Source organism: Nonlabens sp. YIK11 (assembly GCF_001413925.1).
Taxonomy (GTDB): domain Bacteria; phylum Bacteroidota; class Bacteroidia; order Flavobacteriales; family Flavobacteriaceae; genus Nonlabens.
The window spans coordinates 923,111-945,053 of the sequence record NZ_LBMJ01000001.1 but is presented as its reverse complement, the minus strand read 5'-3'; the positions used below and the strand labels follow the sequence as shown (position 1 = coordinate 945,053).

Sequence of the window (21,943 nt, the reverse complement as noted above, 5' to 3'; positions counted from 1 at the left end):
AATTATTTAAAGGTTAGATAAAGTGCAATTTCCACACTGCACACAGGCAAGGTGTATTTTTACCGCATGCAAATATCCAAAAACATTTTGGTTGCACCTCTTAATTGGGGTTTGGGTCACGCAACTCGCTGTATTCCCATCATAGAAGCCTTGCTGGACAATGGTGATCGCCCTATCATTGCCAGTGATGGTGATGCGCTGGAACTGCTTAAGAAGGAGTTTCCCAATCTGGTTGCCGTTGAACTTCCTGCCTATGATGTCGCTTATGCAGAAAAAGGCGAAAACCTCAAGCTCAAACTGCTTAAAGACTCGCCTAAAATTTGGAATGCCATACGGTTGGAGCATCAATTACTGCAACACCTTATTTTAGAACACGATCTACACGGTGTCATTAGTGACAATAGATTGGGACTTTACACAAGAACCATCCCTTGTGTAGTCATGTCGCACCAGCTGCAAGTATTGTCAGGTGGCACCACTTGGTTAAGCACTCAATTGCATTTGCACTACATTAAAAAATTTGATGCCTGCTGGATTCCAGACCATCAAACCGCACCTAACCTGACTGGCAAGCTTTCTCTAAATACAGACCCTACATTACACAAAGTCTACTTAGGCCCCATAAGCCGATTCAAAAAATCGAACGATGCCAAGGTCACTTATGATCTGCTCATCCTTTTGTCGGGTCCAGAACCTCAGCGCAGTATTCTAGAAAAAAAACTGTTGCGCCAAATAAAAGATTATCAGGGCAAAGTCCTGTTTGTCGCTGGTGTTATTGAGCCAGAGCAGCGCGTAGAAATAAAAGGGAAAGTTACCTATTACAATTATTTATCTACCAGCGGCCTTCAAAAAGCTATCGAAAGGTCCAAAGTTGTTCTATGCCGCAGCGGTTACACAAGCATTATGGATTTGTGCGAATTAGAGAAAAAAGCATTTTTAATACCAACGCCAGGACAATTTGAGCAAGAGTATCTGGCAAGGCACCTTAAGTTACAAAGAGTTGCTCCTTTTGCCACACAAGATGAGTTTGAAATAGAAATGCTAGAGCAAGTAAATGACTATGAAGGCTTAGCTAAACTTCAAGATGATGCAGCCTCTTTAGCCTTTTTGATCGAGTTGACTTTTTCTAAAGTGAATGAAAACTCAGACCCTATTCCCAACTCGCTATCCACATAGATCCTTTCCTGGTGTGCCTCTACGATATGCTTCACGATCGCAAGCCCTAATCCAGAACCACCTTCACGCCTTGAACCTGTGCGGTCCACTCTAAAGAAACGCTCAAAAAGTCGTGGTATGTAGGTCTTGTCGATTCCCTCGCCGTTATCGGTAACTCTTAGGATAATCTTATTGTTGATGAGATCTTCAATAGCGACCTCTGTGGTTCCATTAGGCTTACCATACTTTATAGAGTTCACCAAGAGATTAGAAATGACTTGCTGGATGCGTTCCTGATCTGCATGCACCATAATAGGTTTTGAATAGACCATGTCAAATACTAGAGAGATGCTCTTCTTTGCGGCTTTCATCTCAAACTGATCAAAAGTCTGCCTTACCAATTCTACAATATCAAAATCGGTTTTTTCAAGGTTCATGTCACCTATCTCCAGTTTTGTAATCATGTCCATATCGTTGACGATATAGGTAAGGCGTTCCACACCTTTTTGAGCACGCGCCAGATATTTCTTGCGTATAGCCTTATCCTTATGCGCTCCTTCAATAAGCGTATCAATATATCCTTGAACCGTAAAAAGCGGAGTTTTTAATTCGTGTGAGATGTTACCCAGAAATTCCTTCCTGTAGGCTTCTCGCACCTTAAGTGTTTCAATCTCAATTTTCTTATTGCGTGCAAATTGCTCTACCTGCCTGGTAAGTGTGCGCATGTCTGTCGCAATTTCACGATCTGCAAAGTTGGTTGACTCCAGTAAGGACACGTCTTCATAGATTTTTTTTATGCGGCGGTAGATGAATTTCTGAACGCGATATTGAATGACCAGAAAGCAGATAATAAAAATACTGGGAAGCATCACACCAAAGTGCCACACTTTAAAAGTTGCCCCAATTAACTGAAGTGCCACCATCAACAGCAACACAATAAGCACTATGAAAATAGAGGATCTTAAAGCAAATCTATAGCTGGGTCTGGTGCTGCTCTTATTTGGACTGGACATATTTGTAGCCTACTCCTTTGACGGTTTTAAAACGCTTATCGCCTAGTTTTTCTCGCAGTTTTCTAATGTGGACATCTATGGTTCTGCCGCCTACTACGACTTCATTTCCCCAGACAACATCCAGGATTTCTTCTCGCGTGTAAACCTTTCCCGGTTGACCCGTAAGTAAGGAAAGAAGTTCAAACTCCTTACGTGGCAATATGAGTTCTTCCTTTTTGAAGAAGATCTTATACTGGTCACGATCAATGACAAGATCTCCCAACTTCTTCACATTGTCTTCGGTTTCCTTCTCGGCCACGTTGCGTCGTAGTAGGGATTTTACTTTAGAAACCAAAACACGTGGTTTTACAGGTTTAGTAATATAATCATCTGCACCTGCATCAAATCCTGCAATCATAGAGTAATCCTCGCCTCTTGCGGTAAGGAAAGTGATAATGGTCTTATCCAGCTCTGGCATCTTGCGCATCTTCTCGCAGGCCTCGATACCATCCATCACCGGCATCATAACATCTAGGATCACTAGGTCTGGTTTTTTCTTTTTCGCCTTTTTGATGGCTTCCTCACCATTTTCGGCGGTATATACTTGATAACCTTCGTTTTTGAGGTTGTAGCTCACTATTTCCAGGATATCCGGCTCATCATCAACCAGTAGGATTTTTGCTTTGGATTCTTTCATAGATCAGATTAATAAAGGGCTAAGTTACTCAACTTTACAAACACTAAGGTTAGCATATGGTTAAGTGTCACATTGATAATTTAGGGAAGGAATTCTTGATGATATCGCTTTCGCGAAAGCGAACTACACCTCATCCCATCGCCTAACAATGTAGTTTATCGAACATAGTGTTATCTAATCATTAAATCCCAAAAACCAGCCGTCTATAATGATTTCAACCCCATATATTTGTGAAAAACATATTCAAATGAAACAAACTTACTCTTTGATCGTGATGTTCTTTATGGCCACGATCGCCTTTGCTCAACAACCTATAATTACGGGTATTCTGGATGCTACTTGTTCTGGTGGTACGCCTAAAGTAATTGAAATTTATGCCGACGGTGAGGTAGATTTCTCACAATATAGTCTAGAGAAAGAGGCTAATGCAAACGTTGGTTTTAGTGATGCGCAGGCACTCTCAGACTTAGGGATCAAGACGGATGAGTTCGTCTATGTTTACAGCAACGGGAACAATGCTAATGACATATTTGCTCAGGAGTTTCCTAATGTTCCTGCTGGAAATTCTTTAGAATCCAATGTCGCAAACAACAATGGTGATGACCGCGTACGTCTTGTAGACGGTTCTGGTGCCGTCATTGATCAATACGGCGCTAGCGGTACCGACGGTACGGGCGAGGTTTGGGAATATACAGATTCCTATGCTACCAGAATTAACGGTACTGGACCAGATGGAGGTTTTAGCGCAGGTAACTGGAGTTTTAACGCAACAGGTTCTCTTAATGGAGAAGGTTCATGTAATGGAGGATCTTTCTATGAAAACTTATTTGGCACCTATACTACAACGGCTAGTGAAGAGCCTACCATTAATGTTAACGGTAGCCCGGTAACAGGTCTAGACTACTTTGAAAACAATGGTCCATCCCAGGAAGGTCAATTCACGGTTTCTGGTATGAATTTAGAAGGTTCCGTTCTTGTTTCTTCAACTGTTTTTGAAGTTTCCTTAACGAGTGGCGCTGGGTTTTCTGACAGTGTAGAAGTAGCTTTTCCTTCAAACGGTGAACTTCCTATTACAGATATATATGTAAGACTACCTGCTGGTTTGACCGCAGGTGATTATGCAGAATCTATTGAGGTAAGTTCTGTAAATGCAACCACGCAAACGGTTGCCGTAGCAGGAACCGTTACCGCAGACGATCCACAAGTTACTATTTCAGGAAATGTAGATAATCTACAGTATACTGAGGGCAATGGTCCATCAACGGCTGATTCATTCACCGTTTCAGGATTGTTTTTAGATGCATCTGGTATCAATGTAGCCGTTAATGCACCATTTGAAGTAGCGCTTGTAGAAGATGGAACTTACAGCACATCTGTAGATATACCATCTGTCGATGGTGGAGTTGATTTTGTGGATGTCTTTGTAAGATTATCAGCTGGACAGACTCTTGGTGAATTCACTGGAACTGTAACCGCAACTGCTAACAATGCTCCAGATGATACTTTGGATATCACCGGTAGTGTTCTTGCATCTGCCACCTGCGCTCCAGTAGGTAGTATCATCATCACAGAAGTGATGCAGAATCCATCTGCCGCTGGAAACGATCCTAACGGTGAATACTTCGAGCTTTACAACACAACCGCAAATGATATAGACATTCAGTCTTGGGTGATTTCAGATGACAATCAAGCTGCCGAAACTCATACCATAGCGACGTCAGTTATTGTTCCAGCTGGTGGTTACATTGTTATCGCAAACAGTGCAACTCCTAACGGTGGTTTAACTCCTGACTATACCTATGGTAACGACATCTCTTTAGGCAATGGAACAGACGGCGTAATCATTAGTTGTGGCGCAACTGTAATTGATCAGGTCATTTGGGATAATGGAGTGACATTCCCAGATCCAACAGGAGCAAGTATGGAATTAATGAGTAATGCTTTCACAGCAGAACTTAATGACGACGGGACTAATTGGGTAACTGCAACAACTCCATACGGTGATGGTGACCTAGGTACTCCAGGAGCACCTAATGGAGCAACCGCTTCTAATGAATCCCAGTCCGTATTACAGTTCTCTATGTATCCTAATCCAGCAACTTCTGGAACGTTGAACATCAACGTAACTAACGGTGGTAGTGTAGATGTAGAGATCTTCTCCACATTAGGACAAAGAGTCGTGAACCAAAAAGCAGTAACGACTTCTGTTAACATCAGTGGCCTAAACACAGGTCTTTACATTGTGAAATTGACTCAAGGAGAAGCTTCCCAAACTAGAAAATTAGTAGTGAAGTAAATCCTTTAAAACAGATTATATCAAGAGCGCCGCAGGATATCCTGCGGCGCTTTTTGTTTACTTTTGAATCAAAATAGTTCAAGTGAGGTTTCCCGTTTTTGATATTGAAGATAATGAGCAGTTCGAACAGCTCGCCATGGAAATCTACCGGTATCAACTAGAACACAATACAGCTTACCAGCAATATTGTTCATTTTTAAGAAAACCCCTGGCTAGTCAGGTTAGCGACATTCCTTTTCTGCCTATTTCGTTTTTCAAAACGCACAAGATAACTACAGAGCCAGAAAAAAAACCAGAAATAGTATTTACGAGTAGCGGCACCACAGGAACCTCAACTTCAAAGCACCTCGTCCACGATCTGGAAATCTACAATCAAAGCCTTGATCATAGTTTTGAAAAATTCTACGGCAATCCTGAGGAATACACCATCCTCGCGCTTTTACCCCATTATCTAGAGCGTACAGGTTCTTCATTGGTCTACATGGTAGATCGATGGATCAAACATTCTAATAATTCAAAAAGCGGTTTTTACCTGAACAATCTTCAGGATCTATCTGTGATCCTTAAAGAATTACAACAATTAGATCGCAAGGTAATTTTGATAGGAGTCACTTTTGCGCTGTTACAGCTGGCAGAAAAATTCCCAATGGCCCTTGATAATACGATCATTATTGAAACTGGTGGCATGAAGGGAATGCGAAAAGAAATCATCAAACCAGAATTGCATAAAATTCTAAGCAGCGCGTTCCCAAAGGCACAAATTCATAGTGAATATGGTATGACGGAATTGCTATCACAAGCCTACGCTCCAGACGGCATCCACTTTAAACTACCATCATGGATGCAGGTAAGCGCAAGAGACACCAATGATCCCTTGAGCAGCATCGCTCATGGAAAAACTGGCGGACTCAACGTCATCGACCTAGCCAATATTGAATCCTGCTCTTTCATCGCCACTCAAGACCTTTGCAAAACCTATGCAGATGGGACTTTTGAAGTTTTGGGTAGATTTGATAATTCTGATATACGTGGCTGTAATTTACTGGCAATAGGCTAACGCATCAATTTAATGACGACCTTATTTTGAAAGATGTAGCTTGGTTCTTGTAACCTACTTTGTCTTTTTGATCACCAGCACGGCAAATCCTATGAATATGAGAAATCCTGCAAGCGCAGCAAAAAACTGCCATGAACCTGGCTTGTCAAGCTGTTGTATAAAGAAAAAGCCACCAACAATACAGGCAGCAACCACCAGTATTCTTGCCATTATTGACTGTGATTTTTTCATATTTGTTAGTCGACTAACACCAAGAAATAATTCTTTTTACCACGTTGCAGCAGTATCAAACTACCCGCAATCACATCGTCTAAGCCCACAATCTTATCCTCTTCAAACTTTTCCTTGTTGATAGCAAGGCTGTTTTCTTTTAAGGCTCTACGCGCTTCACTGTTTGAAGGCAAAAAGCCTGTAACATCAGTAAGGAAAGGAACGATTTCAATACCTTTTTCAAGATCTGATGTTGAAATGGTAGTCTGTGGAACGCCTTCAAAGATTTCTAATAGGGTTTCTTTATCAAGCCGGTTCCATTGCTCCATGGACACTTTCTTACTGAACAAAATCTTACTGGCTTCTACGGCAGTTTCATAGGCCTCTTGACCGTGAACCATAACAGTTACTTCTTCGGCCAGTCTTTTTTGTAAAATTCTAAAACCTGGATCCTTGGCGTGTTCCTCGATCAAGTCATTGCAGGTTTTCTCATCCAGAAACGTAAAAATCTTGATCCAATTAATCGCGTCCTCATCAGTTGCAGTGATCCAGAATTGGTAGAATTTATAAACACTAGTCTTATCAGCATCCAGCCAGATGTTACCAGATTCTGTTTTTCCAAATTTTGTACCATCAGCTTTTGTCACTAATGGAGTTGTCAAAGCATAAGCCTTGCCACCAGTGATTCTACGAACCAACTCTGTTCCCGTTGTGATATTTCCCCATTGGTCAGAGCCACCTATCTGTAGCTTGCAGTCCAACTTTTTATAAAGGTGTACAAAGTCGTAACCTTGAAACAGTTGGTAGGTAAACTCTGTAAAACTCATTCCATCACCTTCGCCAGAAACTCTCTTTTTGACAGAATCTTTCGCCATCATATAATTGACTGTGATATGCTTACCTATATCTCTGGCAAAATCAATCAAACTGAAATCCTTCATCCAGTCATAATTATTGACCAGTACGGCACGCGTTTCTTCTGGACCATCTTCAAAATCAATAAACCTAGAGATGACAGATTTTACACCAGCGATATTTTTATCTAGAATTTCCTGAGTGAGCAAGTTGCGCTCTGCACTTTTACCAGATGGATCTCCTATCATCCCAGTCGCACCACCTATCAACGCAATGGGTCTATGGCCAGCACGTTGCAGGTGCATGAGCAAAATGATTTGGACCATACTTCCTATGTGCAGGGAATCTGCCGTTGGGTCAAAACCTATGTAACCACTTACCGTTTCAGCGTTGAGTAATTCTTCCGTATCAGGCATGATATCGTGAATCATACCGCGCCATTGCAGTTCTTTTACAAAATCGTAGGACATAATCTAGCTTTAAAACCTGCAAATATATGGGCTTTACGCAACTTGCGGGCGCACAACGGCGGCTATTGTGTATTTTTACAGACATGATTCTAGTCACAGGAGGAACTGGTCTGGTAGGCGGCCATTTGTTATATCGCTTTCGCGAAAGCGAACTAACCATCAACGCCATTTACAGGACTAAAGCTTCTATTGATAAAACCAGGCGCATCTTTGAATCCTATGAGGGTGGAGCAGCCTCGCTGGTGGATGACATCAACTGGATCCAGGCAGATATTCTGGATTTACCCAGCCTTGAAAATGCGATGAAAGGTGTAACACAGGTGTATCACTGCGCCGCGGCACTAGATGCCGATTCCTTTGAGCAATTGAAGAAAGTGAACGTCACTGGAACCCAACACCTGATTGATCTATCCATTGCTCGTAAGGTGGAAAAGTTTTGTTATGTAAGCAGTATTGCGACGCTGGGAAATCCTCTAGGCGACCAGTCCATCAATGAGGAAGATTTTTTCAATCCAGATGCTAAAAATACCGATTATGCCATTTCAAAATACGGCGGTGAGATGGAAGCCTGGCGTGCTTCTCAAGAAGGTTTACCAGTTATCATAGTGAATCCTGGAGTTATTCTGGGAGAAGGTTGCTACGATACGGGTAGCGGTCAATTGTTTAGCAAAACGGCCAATAACCAACCTTTTTATGTCTCCGGAAGTTCTGGTTTTGTGGACGTGAGAGATGTGGTGAGTATCATGCAGCAACTCATGGAATCCAGCATCAAAAATGAACGCTTTATTCTAATTGCAGATAATCAGCTTTTTAAAGATTTGCTAGATCTTATCGCTACATCACTTAAATCAAAGAAACCCTATTTCAAATTGAGAAAATGGATGTTGTATACAGTCTATGCGCTTCTTAAAATACCATCTTGGCTAGGTATTACAAAGGGTCTAAGTCTCGCTCAGATTGAAACGTTTACCTCAAGAACCATTTACAGCAATGAAAAGGTAACCGATGCGCTATCCTATGAATTTAAAGATCTCAAGCCAACTATCGAGCGCGTTGCTCTAGATTACCAGAAACAGAAAAATTAAAACGGTTAATCGTTATCAGGATCCTTTTCTAAGGATACCTTAGGTTCCAGGCTTGCTGGACCTGATGTTTTTGGCGTGCGCATATTAGCGTCGATGGTGTCCCGCAAAACTTCCATCTTAGTTTTTACCTGCTCCATCAACTCCAAGTATTTGTCATTGCGGTCTGTGTAGTACTCAAGATTTTCTGCAAATGTGAGGCTATCTGTTTCGTATTTATCGTAGATAAATTCGTGAGGCAGTACCTTTAAATCTGTAAAAGTTACTCGATTTGTAGTCATGGAAGCTTCCATTAGATAAAGATCTGTCATGATCTCGATCATCTTGTCATCGCCATAGAAATCATCAGGTTTAGGTGACTTTTCTATATTTTGACAGCCAGCCAACCAGAACAATATACTACACGTCAATAATTTTCTCATCGCTTGAAAGTTAGAGCCTGCGCGGCTTTGTTTTCATTGACTTTGAAATTCTGATACACTACGTGACCATTGACAAGCGTGTGCGAGATTCTGCTTTTAAAGGTGACTCCTTCAAAAGGTGACCAGCCACATTTAGCAAGGATGTTCTCTTTAGTCACCGTCCATGGATTATTTGTGTCTACAACAACCAGGTCTGCTTTGAAACCTTCACGTATAAAACCTCGATCTGGAATATCAAATAGGATGGCAGGATTATGACACATTTTTTGTACAACCTTCTCTATGGTGATGCGTTCCTGGTGGACAAATTGCAACATAGCTGTAAGTGCATGTTGTACAAGCGGTCCACCACTAGGTGCTTTAAGGTATTTGTTGGATTTTTCTTCTAATGTGTGAGGTGCATGGTCTGTCGCAATAACATCGATCCTATCGTCCAGTAAGGCCTTCCATAGCTGCTCACGATCGTCTGCAGACTTGACTGCTGGATTCCATTTAATTTTTGATCCCTTTGACGCATAGTCTTCGTCAGTAAACCACAGGTGATGTATACAAACCTCTGAAGTGATTTGCTTGTCCTTTAGAGAGGCCTTTTTCTCAAACAAAGCCGTTTCCTTTCCTGTGGAAAGATGGAACACATGAATACGGGCTCCTGTCTTTTGTGCTAGTTTGATAGCTTGGGAACTGCTCTTGTAACAAGCGTCCACATCACGTATTACTGGATGTTGATCAAACGGAATGTCCTCGCCGTATTTTTCAATGGCTTTTTGCAAATTAGCCTTAATTGTACCTTCATCCTCGCAGTGTAGCGCGATTCTTAACTTGACCTTTGAAAATATTTTCTTGAGCACTTCTACATCATCGACCAACATATTACCAGTAGAAGATCCCAAAAACAATTTGAGTGCTGGAATACGTGAAGTATCAGCTTTAAGGATTTCGTCAAGATTATCGTTCGTGCCACCTAGCATAAAGGCATAGTTTGCATAACTATCTCTAGCGGCAATGTCCATTTTCTTTTGCCATTCTTCCATACTGGTGGTTTGGGGAATGGTATTGGGCATTTCCATGTAGGACGTGATTCCGCCAGCGACGGCAGCTGCGCTTTCACTAGCGATGTCACCTTTGTGTGTCAATCCTGGCTCTCTAAAATGCACCTGATCGTCGATCACTCCTGGAAGGACATATTTACCTTCTACATCAATGATGGATGTGTCACCACTTTTGGCACTGATGCTATCTGCTATCTCAACAATGGTGTCGCCTTCAATATATATATCACCATCGAACACTTTCATGTCTGTAACAATCTTGGCGTTCTTTATCAATGTCTTTTTCATATTTCCAACGTGCCTAAAAGGCTTTTCAATTTCATTTTCAAAATGCCGGTAACGGCTTCTCCTATAATACCTGTACTCATTTTTGACTGTCCTCTAGAGCGGTCTGTAAAAATTACCGGTACTTCAATAATCTTTGCCTTCAATAAGTAGGCCTTAAATTTCATTTCTATCTGGAAGGCGTAACCTACAAACTTAATCTTGTCGAGATTCAGCTTTCGCAAAAGCGACATTCTAAAACATTTGAATCCTGCTGTAGTGTCATGTATATCCATTCTTGTGATGAACCTCACATATTTTGAAGCTGTATAGGAAAGTAGTACTCTGGACATGGGCCAGTTCACAACATTTACTCCTTTTACATATCTACTGCCTATAGCCAGGTCCGCACCGTGAACCGCACAGGCTTCATACAAGGTTTGAATATCTGCTGGGTCGTGAGAGAAATCTGCATCCATTTCAAAAACATATTCATAATCTCTCGCCATCGCCCATTTAAAGCCATGAATGTAAGCCGTTCCCAATCCAGATTTTTTAGTACGGTTTTCAAGGAAAAGCCTATTAGGAAAATCCTTCATCTTTTCTTGCACCAATGCTGCCGTACCGTCTGGTGAATTATCATCTACAATCAACAAATGAATCTCTGGATAGTCCCCTAAAATAGCATCGATAATGGGCTTAATATTCTCGCGCTCGTTATAGGTTGGTATAATGACTAAAGTGTGATTCATAGCAACCCACAAAAGTAAGAAAATATAGTGCCGCCTTATCCTGACGATTATAAAATCCTCTTATTTTTACGTTCCTATGGACGCGTTGTATCGTATTACAGAATCCCTTGATTGGATAAGCATCATCATCTTTATGTGCCTGCTTTCTTTTGCAGTCGCAAGGCAGTTTACGACGCTACCGGTAAGTGAATTCTTGAGCGTTTACGTAAGCTCCAGATTTATTAAAATTTCTAGAGATGGCAGGATAGACAATCACCATGGCTATAAATATCTGGGCTTGATCATTTATGGAATAAGCATAGCCTTGATTTTATTTAAACTATCCACGGTACAAAATGGTTCCCAATCCTTGACCAATTTCATCCTGATTCTTACAGCCGTAAGCACTTTTTTGATCTTTAAACACTACCTGTCAAAGCTTCTTTCAACCATCGCAAATTTTGAAGATTTATTGATTTCCATTGATCATGAGCGCAATCTTTACCGGGCAGCATTAAGTGTTTTATTGATGGTGATCGTGATCTCGATTTACTACATCTTTCCTACATCAAAAGGCTTTATTCAAATCACGGCAGCCGTTGCTGGTGCTGTGATTATCGTCTATCATTTTTTGGTTTTTTACAACCATCGCAACGCCTTGTCCGCTTCATTTTTCTATTTTATTTTGTATCTTTGCACGCTTGAAATCGCACCCTACCTGCTTTTGTATAAGTATATTACAGTGTGAACCCTTTACTAATAAAGAAAATAGTGTATGAAAGTGAAAACGATTTTAGTTTCCCAACCTGAACCTAAAATGGAAAATTCACCTTACCAGAGTCTCGTTGATCGGACAAAGGTAAAGATAGATTTCCGCTCCTTTATTCATGTAGAAGGCGTGTCTGCAAAAGAGGTACGTGAGCAAAAAGTGGACCTCAACAAATACACCGCCATAATTCTTACCAGCCGCAATAGTGTCGATCACTTTTTTAGGGTGGCAGAAGAGATGCGGTTCAAAATTCCAGACACCTTAAAATATTTTTGTCAGAGCGAGGCTGTGGCCTACTACCTCCAAAAATATGTGGTCTATAGAAAGCGTAAGATTTATGTAGGGAAACGTACGTTTCCAGAGTTGATGCCTCTTATCAAAAAGCATAAAAACGAATCTTTCCTATTACCTACCACCGACAAGCTCAAGGACCTTGTTCCAGAGCAGTTGGATGAGTTAGGCATCAAATGGAAAATGGCGACGTTTTTCAGAACCGTTATAAGTGACCTTTCAGATCTTGCAGATGTGAAGTATGATGTACTGGTATTCTTTAGCCCTAGCGGTATTGAATCCCTTTTCCAAAACTTCCCTGATTTCACGCAGGATTCCACAAGAATAGCGGTTTATGGCAACACGACCAGCCAAGCGGCAAAGGATAAAGGATTACGCATCGATATTCAGGCACCTACACCAGAGTCTCCATCCATGACCATGGCCATTGAAAATTACATCAAGTCCTTAGATAAGGCTTAGAATGTTTTCGCTTTCGCGAAAGCGAAACTTCTCAAAATCATAGCATAAATAAAGCGTCCCATTCAGCTGAATGGGACGCTTTATTACATTTAAGGTGTATCTGATCTTATTTGAGTGGGCCACCAGCGATAATCTCTGGAGATGCCTGCGCCTCAAACTTCTTGAAATTCTCTCTGAAGAATCGGGTCAGTTTTGCAGCGGTCTCATAATAGCCGGTATCGTTGTTCCATGATTTACGCGGACTCAAGACTTCAGTCGGGACGTTAGGTACCACGCGTGGTTGCGCCAGTCCAAACATGGAGTGAACGTGGTAATTATCCTTATTTGCAGCTTCTAATGAGCCATCTAGAGCAGCAGCAATCATCGCTCTGGTATATTTGAGCGGCATGCGGTGACCGACACCATATGGACCACCGGTCCAACCTGTATTGACCAACCATACGGTAACGCCTTGCTCCTTCATCTTGCGACTCAACATCTGTGCATATTTAGTAGGATGTAACGGCATGAAGGGTGCACCAAAACAAGCCGAAAAACTAGGTTGAGGCTCCGTTACTCCAGCTTCAGTTCCTGCGACTTTTGCAGTGTAGCCACTTATGAAGTGGTAAGCCGCCTGGCCTGGAGTTAGTTTTGAAATAGGAGGTAAAACACCGAAGGCATCTGCCGTTAGAAAGAAAATATTCTTTGGATTCTTACCGACTGATGGTTCCTTGATGTTATCAATGTGGTGTATAGGGTAACTCACCCGTGTGTTTTGTGTGATGGATGTGTCCTCAAAATTCACGGTTTTGTCATCATTCAAAACCACATTTTCAAGAATAGCACCTGGCTTAATAGCATTAAAGATCTCTGGCTCTTGCTCTGCATTAAGATTGATGACCTTTGCATAACAGCCGCCTTCAAAATTAAAAACTTCATTATTAGAGGTCCAGCCGTGTTCATCATCGCCTATCAATTCTCTTTCAGGATCTGTAGATAAGGTAGTTTTTCCAGTACCACTTAAACCAAAAAAGATTGCTGTGTTGCCATCCTTCCCAACATTTGCACTACAGTGCATAGGCAAGGTGTTTTTGTAGACTGGTAAAATAAAATTAAGGGCACTGAAGATTCCTTTTTTAATCTCTCCAGTATAACCTGTACCGCCTATTAGCGCGATTTTTTGGGTAAAATTTAGAATAGCAAAATTATGCTGACGAGTACGATCCAGTTTGGGATCTGCCATGAAACCTGGCGCATTGATGATCGTCCATTCAGGTGTGAAGGATTCCAGTTCACTTTCTTCAGGTCTTAGAAACATATTGTGAGCAAACATGTTGGACCATGGATACTCATTTATGACTCTCAAATTCAAACGATAATCTTCATGTGCACAAGCATAAGCGTCTCGTACAAAGAGCTCTTTTCCATCCAGATAATCTGTCACACGAACCATAAGATTGTCAAAATCTTTTTTATTGAATGGGATATTTACATTTCCCCACCAGACCAGATCTTCAGTGACGTGGTCTTTGACGATAAATCGATCTAGAGGCGATCGACCTGTAAACTCACCTGTGTTGATGGCTAGAGTACCATTTTTTGTTTCTCTGCCACCATAATCTTCCAGAGAACGTGACTGTAACTCTTCTGGACTGAGTTGATAATTGATTTTTGAATTGTTGATACCAAAATTAGATAACGAAATCGTTTGCGTTGCTACCTTGTTAGAAGCCATGATTTAGTAATTATTCAAGTTGTTTTTGCAAAAGTAGAGATATAATGCGCTCTTCAACAACTATTCTACAATTTATATAGGCAAATTTTAACTATTCCATAAATCCAGCCTGATATAAGGAGCAATCCGCCTAGAGGCGTAATGGGACCTAAAAAACTAGCGTCAATACCATAAATAGAGCCCGTCGACAACAAGAAAATACTCCAGCTAAATAGGACCGTACCCGTAGAAAACAAGATCCATAGCACTTTTTTTGAAGAGTTCGATAAAAGTTTTACCTGGGAAAAAATCAATAAGGCCAGACCATGATACATTTGGTACCTCACACCTGTTTCAAAGCTACGCAACTGATCGATAGTAAGATAGTTTTCCAGAGCATGAGCAGCCATGGCACCTAGAACGACTGCCATTAAAATGAAAACACAACCTGTTACCAATAACTTCTTTTCCATTTGAAGGGTTATTAAAGTGAAGAATTTTAACTTCAACCAAAATTACGACAGGCATGCGACACATTCTGATTATAGGTGCTGGAAAATCCACCGGAGTTCTAGTTGATTATCTTTTAAAAAAGGAAGAAAAGGAACAATTTCATATCACTCTGGCAGATAAATCTGTTGAAGCTGCTCAGGCACTTGTAGATGGGAATGATAACGCCAAAGCTATGGAGTTGGACATATTCAATGCAAAAGCAAGAACGCAGATCATCAAAACGGCAGACATCATCATTTCCATGTTGCCAGCACGATTTCATATAGAAGTAGCAAGAGATTGTGTCAAACTGGGAAAAAGTATGGTTACCGCAAGCTACGTGAGTCCAGAAATGCAGGAACTGGATGGTCCGGCAAAAGAAAAGAAGCTGGTATTGATGAATGAAATAGGCGTGGATCCAGGAATCGATCATATGAGCGCCAAGCAGGTGATTGATCGTATTCAAAACAAAGGTGGCAAAATGATTCTTTTTGAATCCTTTACCGGTGGATTAGTAGCGCCAGAAGATGATAACAACCTATGGAATTATAAGTTTACCTGGAACCCACGTAACGTAGTGGTTGCCGGTCAAGGCGGTGCAGCAAAGTTCATACAGGAAAATAAATACAAATACATTCCATATCACAGGTTATTCCGTAGGACGGAATTTCTGGATGTGGATGGCTACGGTCGTTTTGAGGCCTATGCCAATAGAAATAGCCTGCAGTATCGAGAGATTTATGGGTTAGACGATATTGCCACGCTGTATCGTGGTACCATGCGTCGCGTAGGTTACAGCAAAGCTTGGAATATGTTTGTTCAACTAGGAATGACAGATGATTCCTATGTTTTGGACAACTCAGAGAACATGACCTACCGGGAATTTGTAAACAGCTTCCTGCCCTATTCGCCCACAGATAGTGTCGAGCTTAAAATGCGCCATGAACTCAAAATCGACCAAGATGATATCATGTGGGAAAAATTGATGGAACTGGACCTTTTCAATAACCAAAAAACCATAGGTATCAAGGACGCCTCACCAGCCATGGCGCTTCAAAAGATTTTGGAAGACAGCTGGACGCTCCAAAAAGGCGAAAAAGACATGATCGTGATGTACCACAAATTTGGCTATGAACTAGATGGTGAGAAGAAGCAAATAGACAGTACCATGGTATGCCTGGGCGATGGCGACCGACAAACGGCCATGGCCAAAACCGTTGGCCTACCCGTTGCTATGGCAGCCTTGGCTATCCTAAACGGCACCATCAAAACCTACGGCGTGCAAATCCCAATTTCTAAAGAGGTTTACGAGCCTATATTATCAGAACTGCAGGAATATGGAATTCGCTTTCGCGAAAGCGAAACTCCATATCTGGGCTATAACGCTTTGAATCGCTAACGTCTGCGCATATAAATCGATAGGAAATAAAGCAAGGTAGCAAGTGAGCCAATGGCAGCGACCAAATAAGTGCGTGCAGCCCATTTGAGGGCATCTTTGGCACCGGCGTGCTCATTTTGAGTGAGCATGCGCTCATTTACCAACCAGGCCAAGGCTCTGTTGCTCGCATCATACTCTACGGGCAAGGTGATAAACGCAAACAACGTTCCCGTGGCATACATGATAATACCTATCAAGAGTAAGGTGTTGCCAAAAGCGGTACTGGCCGCAAGTGCGATCCCACCTATAATGACCCATTGGGAATACTTAGAAGCTATACTTACCACAGGAACCAGTTTTGAGCGCATTCCCAACCAGGAATAGGCACGCGCGTGTTGCACGGCGTGACCTACCTCATGTGCTGCAACGGCTGCTGCAGCAGCATTGCGCATGGAATATACAGGTTCACTTAAGTTCACCGTTTTATTGGAAGGATTATAATGATCTGTTAGTTGACCTTTTACAGAGATCACATCAACATCTGTAATGCCGTGATCTGACAACATTTTTTGGGCGATTTGCGCACCGGTCAACCCATTTTGCAGTTGTATCTGTGAGTATTTCTTAAATTTTGATTTGAGCTTATTGCTTACAAACGCACTGATCAGAAATACAAGTCCGCCAATTATATAATATCCTATCATGACAAAAAAAATGAGTTTAAATGTAGCGCAATCTCATTGGATCTAATGATAATCTGTTCTTAAAACGCTATTTCTAGCGATCAAATCCCCAATTACTGATGTCAGTACGTATACCAAAATTGAACCAAGTTGTCGTGGCATCCTGCACCACGGCGTTATCAATCTCTGGCGATATGTTGCGATAAATGAATTGACCATAGACCTTCAGGTTACTCGCTGGGTTAATGAGGTAACCAGCCTCCAATTCCGCATAGGAGAAAGGTGCGTTATTACCTTGAGCTAGAGCGTTTCCATTGTCTGCGATGCGATCATCTTCCGTTCTATAAATATTACCACCATAATAGGCGTTGTCACCGTTGGACAAGATGTCAAAACCTCGTTCACCTATAATCGCTTTGGCAATTCCGTACCAGCGATCTTTAGTATATCTACCTATGAGTATCGCTTCATAAAAACTAGCACCCCATGGATGCGCAAGCGCTTGATTGCTGTTCCCGTAATTAAGCACGATGGTGTTGTGACTATACGTATAAGGTCGCACTCTGTTATATTCTGCCTGAAGCATCAAATTAGGAACTGAAAACGCATTCTGATACTTAACACCTAACTGATAGGCACTCTTATTTTGATAGCTTCCATCACCGCTAATGACAGAGCTGCTGGCAAATTCATCCAGCACCAATTGACCGTATGCCGTAACGCGATCGCTTATCTTGTACTTACCAGTGATTCCCAGCAAGGCGTTTCCACCTCTGGATCCGGTTTCTAGTTCTACAGTTTGATAGAATATCAATGGGTTAATGTAATTGAAATCAAAGCCGCGACCATTATCGTCTTGCCATAAAACACTCTCAAAAAAACCAAGTGTCAAACGTTTAGTTGCATTCCAACTCAAATAATGATGCGTCATGTACTTCGTCCTGAAAGAATCGTCCGCGGTCACTTCAGGTCGTACATCTCTTAGGGAAGTGTATAACACCGTGTAGTCGATCTTCCAGAATTTGGCATTCACTTTTACATATGGAAAAGGTTGTGAGTTATCACTCAAGACCAAAGACCTGTAACCATCACCTATAAAATGCTGCCCATGGCCTATTTGTAGATCAAAATATTTACTGGGCTTATAATTGACATAACCTGTCGCTACAGGGTAGTCATAGATGTTCTCGCCGCCATCCTCGGCAATACCACGGCCAGGAACAATTCCAGGATTACCACCATCTGGAGCACGCTGCGTGATCTCGCGATTAAAATACTGTGCAAACCGTCCTTGGGATTCTTGAATGGTTGCACCAAAGGTAATCTGTTTGCCTACGCCACCGTTTAGGGCTACCAGTCTTGTGTTGTTAAAGGTATTGACATCTTCGCCTGTATCCTTTCCCAATTGTAAATCCACACCTGGGTCGATAACAAACCAGTAATCCTCGCCTGCCACTTCAAAGAAATGCTCATTCCAAAACTTGCGACCTAGCCATGTATCGCTATCCGTTAATAAGGAATTGCGTTCTTCTTCCAGATCAAAATATTGATTCACATAGTTGAACGTATAGGGTTTGACCGCTGTATGCGCATTATTGCCCACCTTATTCATCGCAGCCTCATAGCGATGGTACCTCTGGTAAGAAAATGGAATGGTCGCATTGGACTTCAATTCTTGCCCATCGTAATTGTTGGATGTAATACTGTTGTAATTGTTGTTCGCTTTCGCGAAAGCGATATCACTACCATCATCTTGACCAGCATTAGCCGTTAGGTCCTCGTTCTGATTGATAATGTAGAAAGATCCATTCTCCTTCATAGGCAACTGAACATTAACGATGAACTGCATAAACGTAGGGTTGCCATTGTAGACCGCAGGAGTAATAGGTTCCAGTTTACTGAAAGCCTCATAGAGTGACTCCTTGAGAGCTGCAGTAGGCGCATCAAAAATAATAGGCTCAAATTTACCCTCGCGACTTACCTCAAAACGCAATGTAGCCTTACTTGAAGTGCTGTCCATGGCAGTCTGATCATAGGCTTGGCATAGGTTTTTGTATAGTTCACGGTAGAAGCATTGTTCCAGTGCAGCATTGTTATCTATTCGATCACAGGCCGGAAATATGGGAAAGGTCTCCAACTCGCTTTGAGCAACTGCAAAACATCCAAAAAAAAGAGCCCAAATGGCGCATATCATTCTCATAGAACATGGCAAATTTGGGCTAAATATACTGGAAATCCTTTGTGCAGTTGACATTAAGGCTTTGAATTCAATAGCAAAGGTATCGAATGTATCACCTTACTCCATCCTGATTTACTCTAGGATTGAATTGAAAGTATTACCGTACAATTGTTTTTACTGTATCCTAAAAATGATAGGTAGGGCATAAGTCGTATTGACGTCTGCACCCTCAAATTTTCCTGGTGTCATTTTAGGCAATTTTGAAACGATGCGATAGGCTTCTTTTTTCAACTTCTCATTAGGGGCTTGCACAATCAAATCTTTAGGCAACCCATCGGTTCCAATAGTAAAAACCACGGTGATATTGACTTGTTTTGTATTGTTTAACTCGTTGGCAAGGCTTAAATCAAAACGTCTTTGAACAAACCGCTGCATTTTTTCATTTAAACAATTGATACGCTCTTCGTTATTCAATGAAGCACTACAACCTGGGAACAAAGGGACTTCTGTAACACTCATGACATTACGAGGCTCGCTGGAAACGGGCGCTGTTTTTGACGGTTCAGACGTGGTAGTTGTGGGTGAGTCTTCTGCAGGCTCGTCTACAGGCGTATCGTTGGGCTCTGGATCTTCAGTTGGTTCTGGATCGCTGTTGTCAACAATTACCGGTGGTTTGATTTTATTGACTTTAGGTTCTTGAACTTTTGGCTCTTTAGGCTGCTTTACAGGACGTGGCTCTGGCTGTGACTTTTCAATCCTGAACCTGTCCAGATTGGACTCAATAACATAATCATCCCGTAGGCTTATGGTATATTCCCGATCGATTTTGGGAGTTTGTAATTCAATGACCACAAACGAAAACATCATTACCGCACAGAGCCCGATAAGGAAGTTGATGGATGAATTGGTCTTGATGCTCACGGATTTCTTGTCCGCTCTACTGGTTCCAGTTGGTGTTGCAGCACCTACCTTGGAGTCTAGATTTCTCATAATAATGGTTTTATGTTATTTAAAACCATCTTCAAGAAACATACCATAAAAAAATCCGCTCCATAAACATGAAGCGGATTTTTGTTAATTCTTTAAAGATTCTTAGTCTTGAACCTCAAAAATGATAGGAAGTCCATAAATAACACCTACTGGTTTACCTCTTTGTTTACCTGGTGTCATTGTAGGTAATTTATTAATGACTCGGGCAGCTTCAGTTTGTAGCTTAGGATCTTTTGCTCTAGAAACGATGTTAACCACTTTACCGCTTTTGTCGATTTTAAATTGAACACTTATCGTTTGCTTTCCAGAAAGACCTACTTCGTTTGCAATACCCGTATCGAATTCTTTTCTCACAAAACGTGTGATCTTCTCCTGCATACACTTTTTACGGTCTGCATTGTTTTTCTCATTTTCACAACCAGGATAAACAGGTACGTTTTCAATGATTGCAAATGGTACGTCAGCAATTTCTTCTACAACACCAACTTCTTCAGCTACCTCTTCAACTTCTACAATTTCCTCTTGCTCGTCAGTTTCAGTATCTTGAATTTCAACTTCTTCAATTTCAACTTCATCCTCAACGACCTCGATTATTTCAGGTGCTGGTGGCGGTGGTGGCGGCGGTGGCGGCGTATCCAACATCTGTGTGATAGGGATATCTTCCACTTCTTCCATTACCATAGGCTCATCATAGATTTCTTCTACGTCTACCTGCTTAGATTCGTATTCTAGTCCTTGCCATGAGAGCAATAACATAAATGCTAGCCCCATCAGGGCATAGATGGTAATGTTTTTACGCAAGTCTGCGTTTTCTGATTTTTTTACTTCCATGATGGATTAATTAAAGGCTAAAAATATATAAATACTAATTCAAATAAAAGCAAATGAAGCTTTATCTAGGACTCCTCATTGAAGATATAAGCCACAAAACTAAAACTGCAATTATAATGCCAGTCCCATTTGCCAGCATATCATAGCCGTCCATTGTTCTATTTTGCGAAATAAATCCTTGACCCAGCTCTAAAAAACCGCCTATGACTAACGAAAAAATAGAAGCTGCCACAGCAATCGTTCGTGACCATTGAGAGAGAATCATACCCAGATTGTATTCAAAATGAACCTGACGCTCTAAATATCGATGGTAAAAAAACAAATACCACACTACCATCATCAAAAAATAGGCGCCAGCATGATACGCTTTATCAATATTTTTAACATCAATGGAAGGAACCGTACTACTGGACAGAGAACCGTAGGCAATCAACGCCGTATAGAATGGTGCTATCCAGTAGAGAAGCTTTTGCATCTACCCTACTAATTCCTTATACGCGTCTGCGCTTAGCAAACTAGACAGTTGGGAATCATCTGAAATTTTCATTTTGATCATCCAGCCATCTCCATAGGGATCAGAATTCACCAATTCTGGTTCATCTTCTAGTTTCTCATTGAATTCCAGAATTTCACCAGACAGCGGCAAGAATAGATCAGAAACAGTTTTTACGGCTTCTACCGTACCAAATACTTCTTCTTGTTCAAGAGTTTCATCTATAGTTTCTACCTCTACATAGACGATATCACCCAACTCGCCTTGAGCGAAGTCCGTAATACCTACAGTTGCGATATCACCATCTATTTTGACCCACTCGTGATCCTTTGTGTATTTTAATTCTGCTGGAATATTCATAGTATAATTTGTAAGGGACAAAAGTAAAAAAGTATAACGTTA

22 protein-coding genes are annotated in these 21,943 nt (G+C 41.4%); 7 read left to right on the top strand and 15 right to left on the bottom strand.

Features of this window, described 5'->3' with window-relative positions; all coding sequences use genetic code 11:
* Window positions 1-66 precede the first annotated feature (66 nt).
* Complete coding sequence (locus AAU57_RS04255; RefSeq protein ID WP_055411742.1) at window positions 67-1,176, top strand: glycosyltransferase; 1,110 nt, start codon at window positions 67-69, stop codon at window positions 1,174-1,176.
* On the opposite strand, the gene AAU57_RS04250 is transcribed toward AAU57_RS04255, so the two are convergent.
* Window positions 1,080-2,024 (bottom strand): sensor histidine kinase, encoded by a 945-nt coding sequence (locus AAU57_RS04250; RefSeq protein ID WP_410503885.1) that lies wholly within the window; start codon window positions 2,022-2,024, stop codon window positions 1,080-1,082. The two genes, AAU57_RS04255 and AAU57_RS04250, sit on opposite strands and share 97 nt — an antisense overlap.
* A gap of 127 nt (window positions 2,025-2,151) precedes the next feature.
* The gene (locus tag AAU57_RS04245; protein ID WP_055411740.1) at window positions 2,152-2,844 is read right to left on the bottom strand and encodes a response regulator transcription factor; all 693 of its coding nucleotides are present in this window, start codon (window positions 2,842-2,844) and stop codon (window positions 2,152-2,154) included.
* A 247-nt stretch (window positions 2,845-3,091) separates the two neighbouring features.
* Between AAU57_RS04245 and AAU57_RS04240 the strand changes: the two genes are divergently transcribed.
* Together AAU57_RS04240 and AAU57_RS04235 are read left to right on the top strand one after the other, a co-directional pair.
* Window positions 3,092-5,140: a lamin tail domain-containing protein gene (locus tag AAU57_RS04240; protein ID WP_055411739.1), complete on the top strand. Its 2,049-nt coding sequence runs from the start codon at window positions 3,092-3,094 to the stop codon at window positions 5,138-5,140.
* A gap of 82 nt (window positions 5,141-5,222) precedes the next feature.
* Window positions 5,223-6,197, top strand: coding sequence for an acyl transferase (locus AAU57_RS04235; RefSeq protein WP_231717767.1), 975 nt, complete (start codon window positions 5,223-5,225; stop codon window positions 6,195-6,197).
* A 54-nt stretch (window positions 6,198-6,251) separates the two neighbouring features.
* Here AAU57_RS04235 and AAU57_RS14970 read toward each other — a convergent pair whose 3' ends face one another.
* Window positions 6,252-6,407: a hypothetical protein gene (locus AAU57_RS14970; protein WP_156339994.1), complete on the bottom strand. Its 156-nt coding sequence runs from the start codon at window positions 6,405-6,407 to the stop codon at window positions 6,252-6,254.
* 26 nt (window positions 6,408-6,433) lie between these two features.
* The gene (gene tyrS, locus AAU57_RS04230; protein WP_055411738.1) at window positions 6,434-7,732 is read right to left on the bottom strand and encodes a tyrosine--tRNA ligase; all 1,299 of its coding nucleotides are present in this window, start codon (window positions 7,730-7,732) and stop codon (window positions 6,434-6,436) included.
* Window positions 7,733-7,758: 26 nt separating this feature from the next.
* On the opposite strand from tyrS, the gene AAU57_RS04225 reads away from it, so the two are divergent.
* On the top strand, window positions 7,759-8,817 hold the full coding sequence (locus tag AAU57_RS04225) for an NAD-dependent epimerase/dehydratase family protein (RefSeq protein ID WP_231717766.1): 1,059 nt from the start codon (window positions 7,759-7,761) through the stop codon (window positions 8,815-8,817).
* A 5-nt stretch (window positions 8,818-8,822) separates the two neighbouring features.
* Here the strand turns inward: AAU57_RS04225 and AAU57_RS04220 are convergent, their stop codons facing one another.
* From AAU57_RS04220 to AAU57_RS04210, 3 genes are read right to left on the bottom strand one after another with little or no spacing between them, the layout of a single operon-like run.
* Window positions 8,823-9,236 carry a DUF4296 domain-containing protein gene (locus tag AAU57_RS04220; RefSeq protein WP_055411736.1) on the bottom strand — a complete coding sequence of 138 codons (414 nt, stop codon included), beginning with the start codon at window positions 9,234-9,236 and terminating at the stop codon, window positions 8,823-8,825.
* Window positions 9,233-10,573, bottom strand: a complete 1,341-nt coding sequence (locus AAU57_RS04215; RefSeq protein ID WP_055411735.1) for a dihydroorotase — start codon at window positions 10,571-10,573, stop codon at window positions 9,233-9,235. Before AAU57_RS04215 ends, AAU57_RS04220 begins: the two co-directional genes overlap by 4 nt.
* Window positions 10,570-11,301 (bottom strand): polyprenol monophosphomannose synthase, encoded by a 732-nt coding sequence (locus tag AAU57_RS04210; protein WP_055411734.1) that lies wholly within the window; start codon window positions 11,299-11,301, stop codon window positions 10,570-10,572. Before AAU57_RS04210 ends, AAU57_RS04215 begins: the two co-directional genes overlap by 4 nt.
* Window positions 11,302-11,377: 76 nt before the next feature.
* Between AAU57_RS04210 and AAU57_RS04205 the strand changes: the two genes are divergently transcribed.
* Window positions 11,378-12,028, top strand: coding sequence for a DUF4271 domain-containing protein (locus AAU57_RS04205; protein ID WP_055411733.1), 651 nt, complete (start codon window positions 11,378-11,380; stop codon window positions 12,026-12,028).
* Window positions 12,029-12,055: 27 nt separating this feature from the next.
* Window positions 12,056-12,802 carry a uroporphyrinogen-III synthase gene (locus AAU57_RS04200; RefSeq protein WP_055411732.1) on the top strand — a complete coding sequence of 249 codons (747 nt, stop codon included), beginning with the start codon at window positions 12,056-12,058 and terminating at the stop codon, window positions 12,800-12,802.
* Between the two features lie 106 nt (window positions 12,803-12,908).
* Here AAU57_RS04200 and pckA read toward each other — a convergent pair whose 3' ends face one another.
* Both pckA and AAU57_RS04190 read right to left on the bottom strand, forming a co-directional pair.
* Window positions 12,909-14,516 (bottom strand): phosphoenolpyruvate carboxykinase (ATP), encoded by a 1,608-nt coding sequence (gene pckA, locus AAU57_RS04195; protein ID WP_055411731.1) that lies wholly within the window; start codon window positions 14,514-14,516, stop codon window positions 12,909-12,911.
* 65 nt (window positions 14,517-14,581) lie between these two features.
* Window positions 14,582-14,968 carry a DUF423 domain-containing protein gene (locus AAU57_RS04190; RefSeq protein ID WP_055411730.1) on the bottom strand — a complete coding sequence of 129 codons (387 nt, stop codon included), beginning with the start codon at window positions 14,966-14,968 and terminating at the stop codon, window positions 14,582-14,584.
* Between the two features lie 53 nt (window positions 14,969-15,021).
* Here AAU57_RS04190 and AAU57_RS04185 point away from each other — a divergent pair, with 53 nt between their 5' ends.
* Window positions 15,022-16,386 (top strand): saccharopine dehydrogenase family protein, encoded by a 1,365-nt coding sequence (locus tag AAU57_RS04185; RefSeq protein WP_055411729.1) that lies wholly within the window; start codon window positions 15,022-15,024, stop codon window positions 16,384-16,386.
* Here AAU57_RS04185 and AAU57_RS04180 read toward each other — a convergent pair.
* From AAU57_RS04180 to gcvH, 6 genes are all read right to left on the bottom strand, one after another.
* Complete coding sequence (locus AAU57_RS04180; protein ID WP_055411728.1) at window positions 16,383-17,069, bottom strand: zinc metallopeptidase; 687 nt, start codon at window positions 17,067-17,069, stop codon at window positions 16,383-16,385. The two genes, AAU57_RS04185 and AAU57_RS04180, sit on opposite strands and share 4 nt — an antisense overlap.
* A gap of 73 nt (window positions 17,070-17,142) precedes the next feature.
* Window positions 17,143-19,248 (bottom strand): capsule assembly Wzi family protein, encoded by a 2,106-nt coding sequence (locus tag AAU57_RS04175; RefSeq protein ID WP_231717765.1) that lies wholly within the window; start codon window positions 19,246-19,248, stop codon window positions 17,143-17,145.
* A gap of 153 nt (window positions 19,249-19,401) precedes the next feature.
* Entirely contained in the window at window positions 19,402-20,217 is an 816-nt protein-coding gene (locus tag AAU57_RS04170; RefSeq protein WP_055411727.1) for an energy transducer TonB, read from the bottom strand.
* Window positions 20,218-20,319: 102 nt separating this feature from the next.
* The gene (locus AAU57_RS04165; RefSeq protein WP_055411726.1) at window positions 20,320-21,048 is read right to left on the bottom strand and encodes an energy transducer TonB; all 729 of its coding nucleotides are present in this window, start codon (window positions 21,046-21,048) and stop codon (window positions 20,320-20,322) included.
* A gap of 61 nt (window positions 21,049-21,109) precedes the next feature.
* Window positions 21,110-21,523: a VanZ family protein gene (locus tag AAU57_RS04160; RefSeq protein ID WP_055411725.1), complete on the bottom strand. Its 414-nt coding sequence runs from the start codon at window positions 21,521-21,523 to the stop codon at window positions 21,110-21,112.
* A complete protein-coding gene (gcvH, locus tag AAU57_RS04155) occupies window positions 21,524-21,901 on the bottom strand; it encodes a glycine cleavage system protein GcvH (RefSeq protein WP_055411724.1) in 378 nt (125 codons plus the stop codon).
* Window positions 21,902-21,943 lie beyond the last annotated feature (42 nt).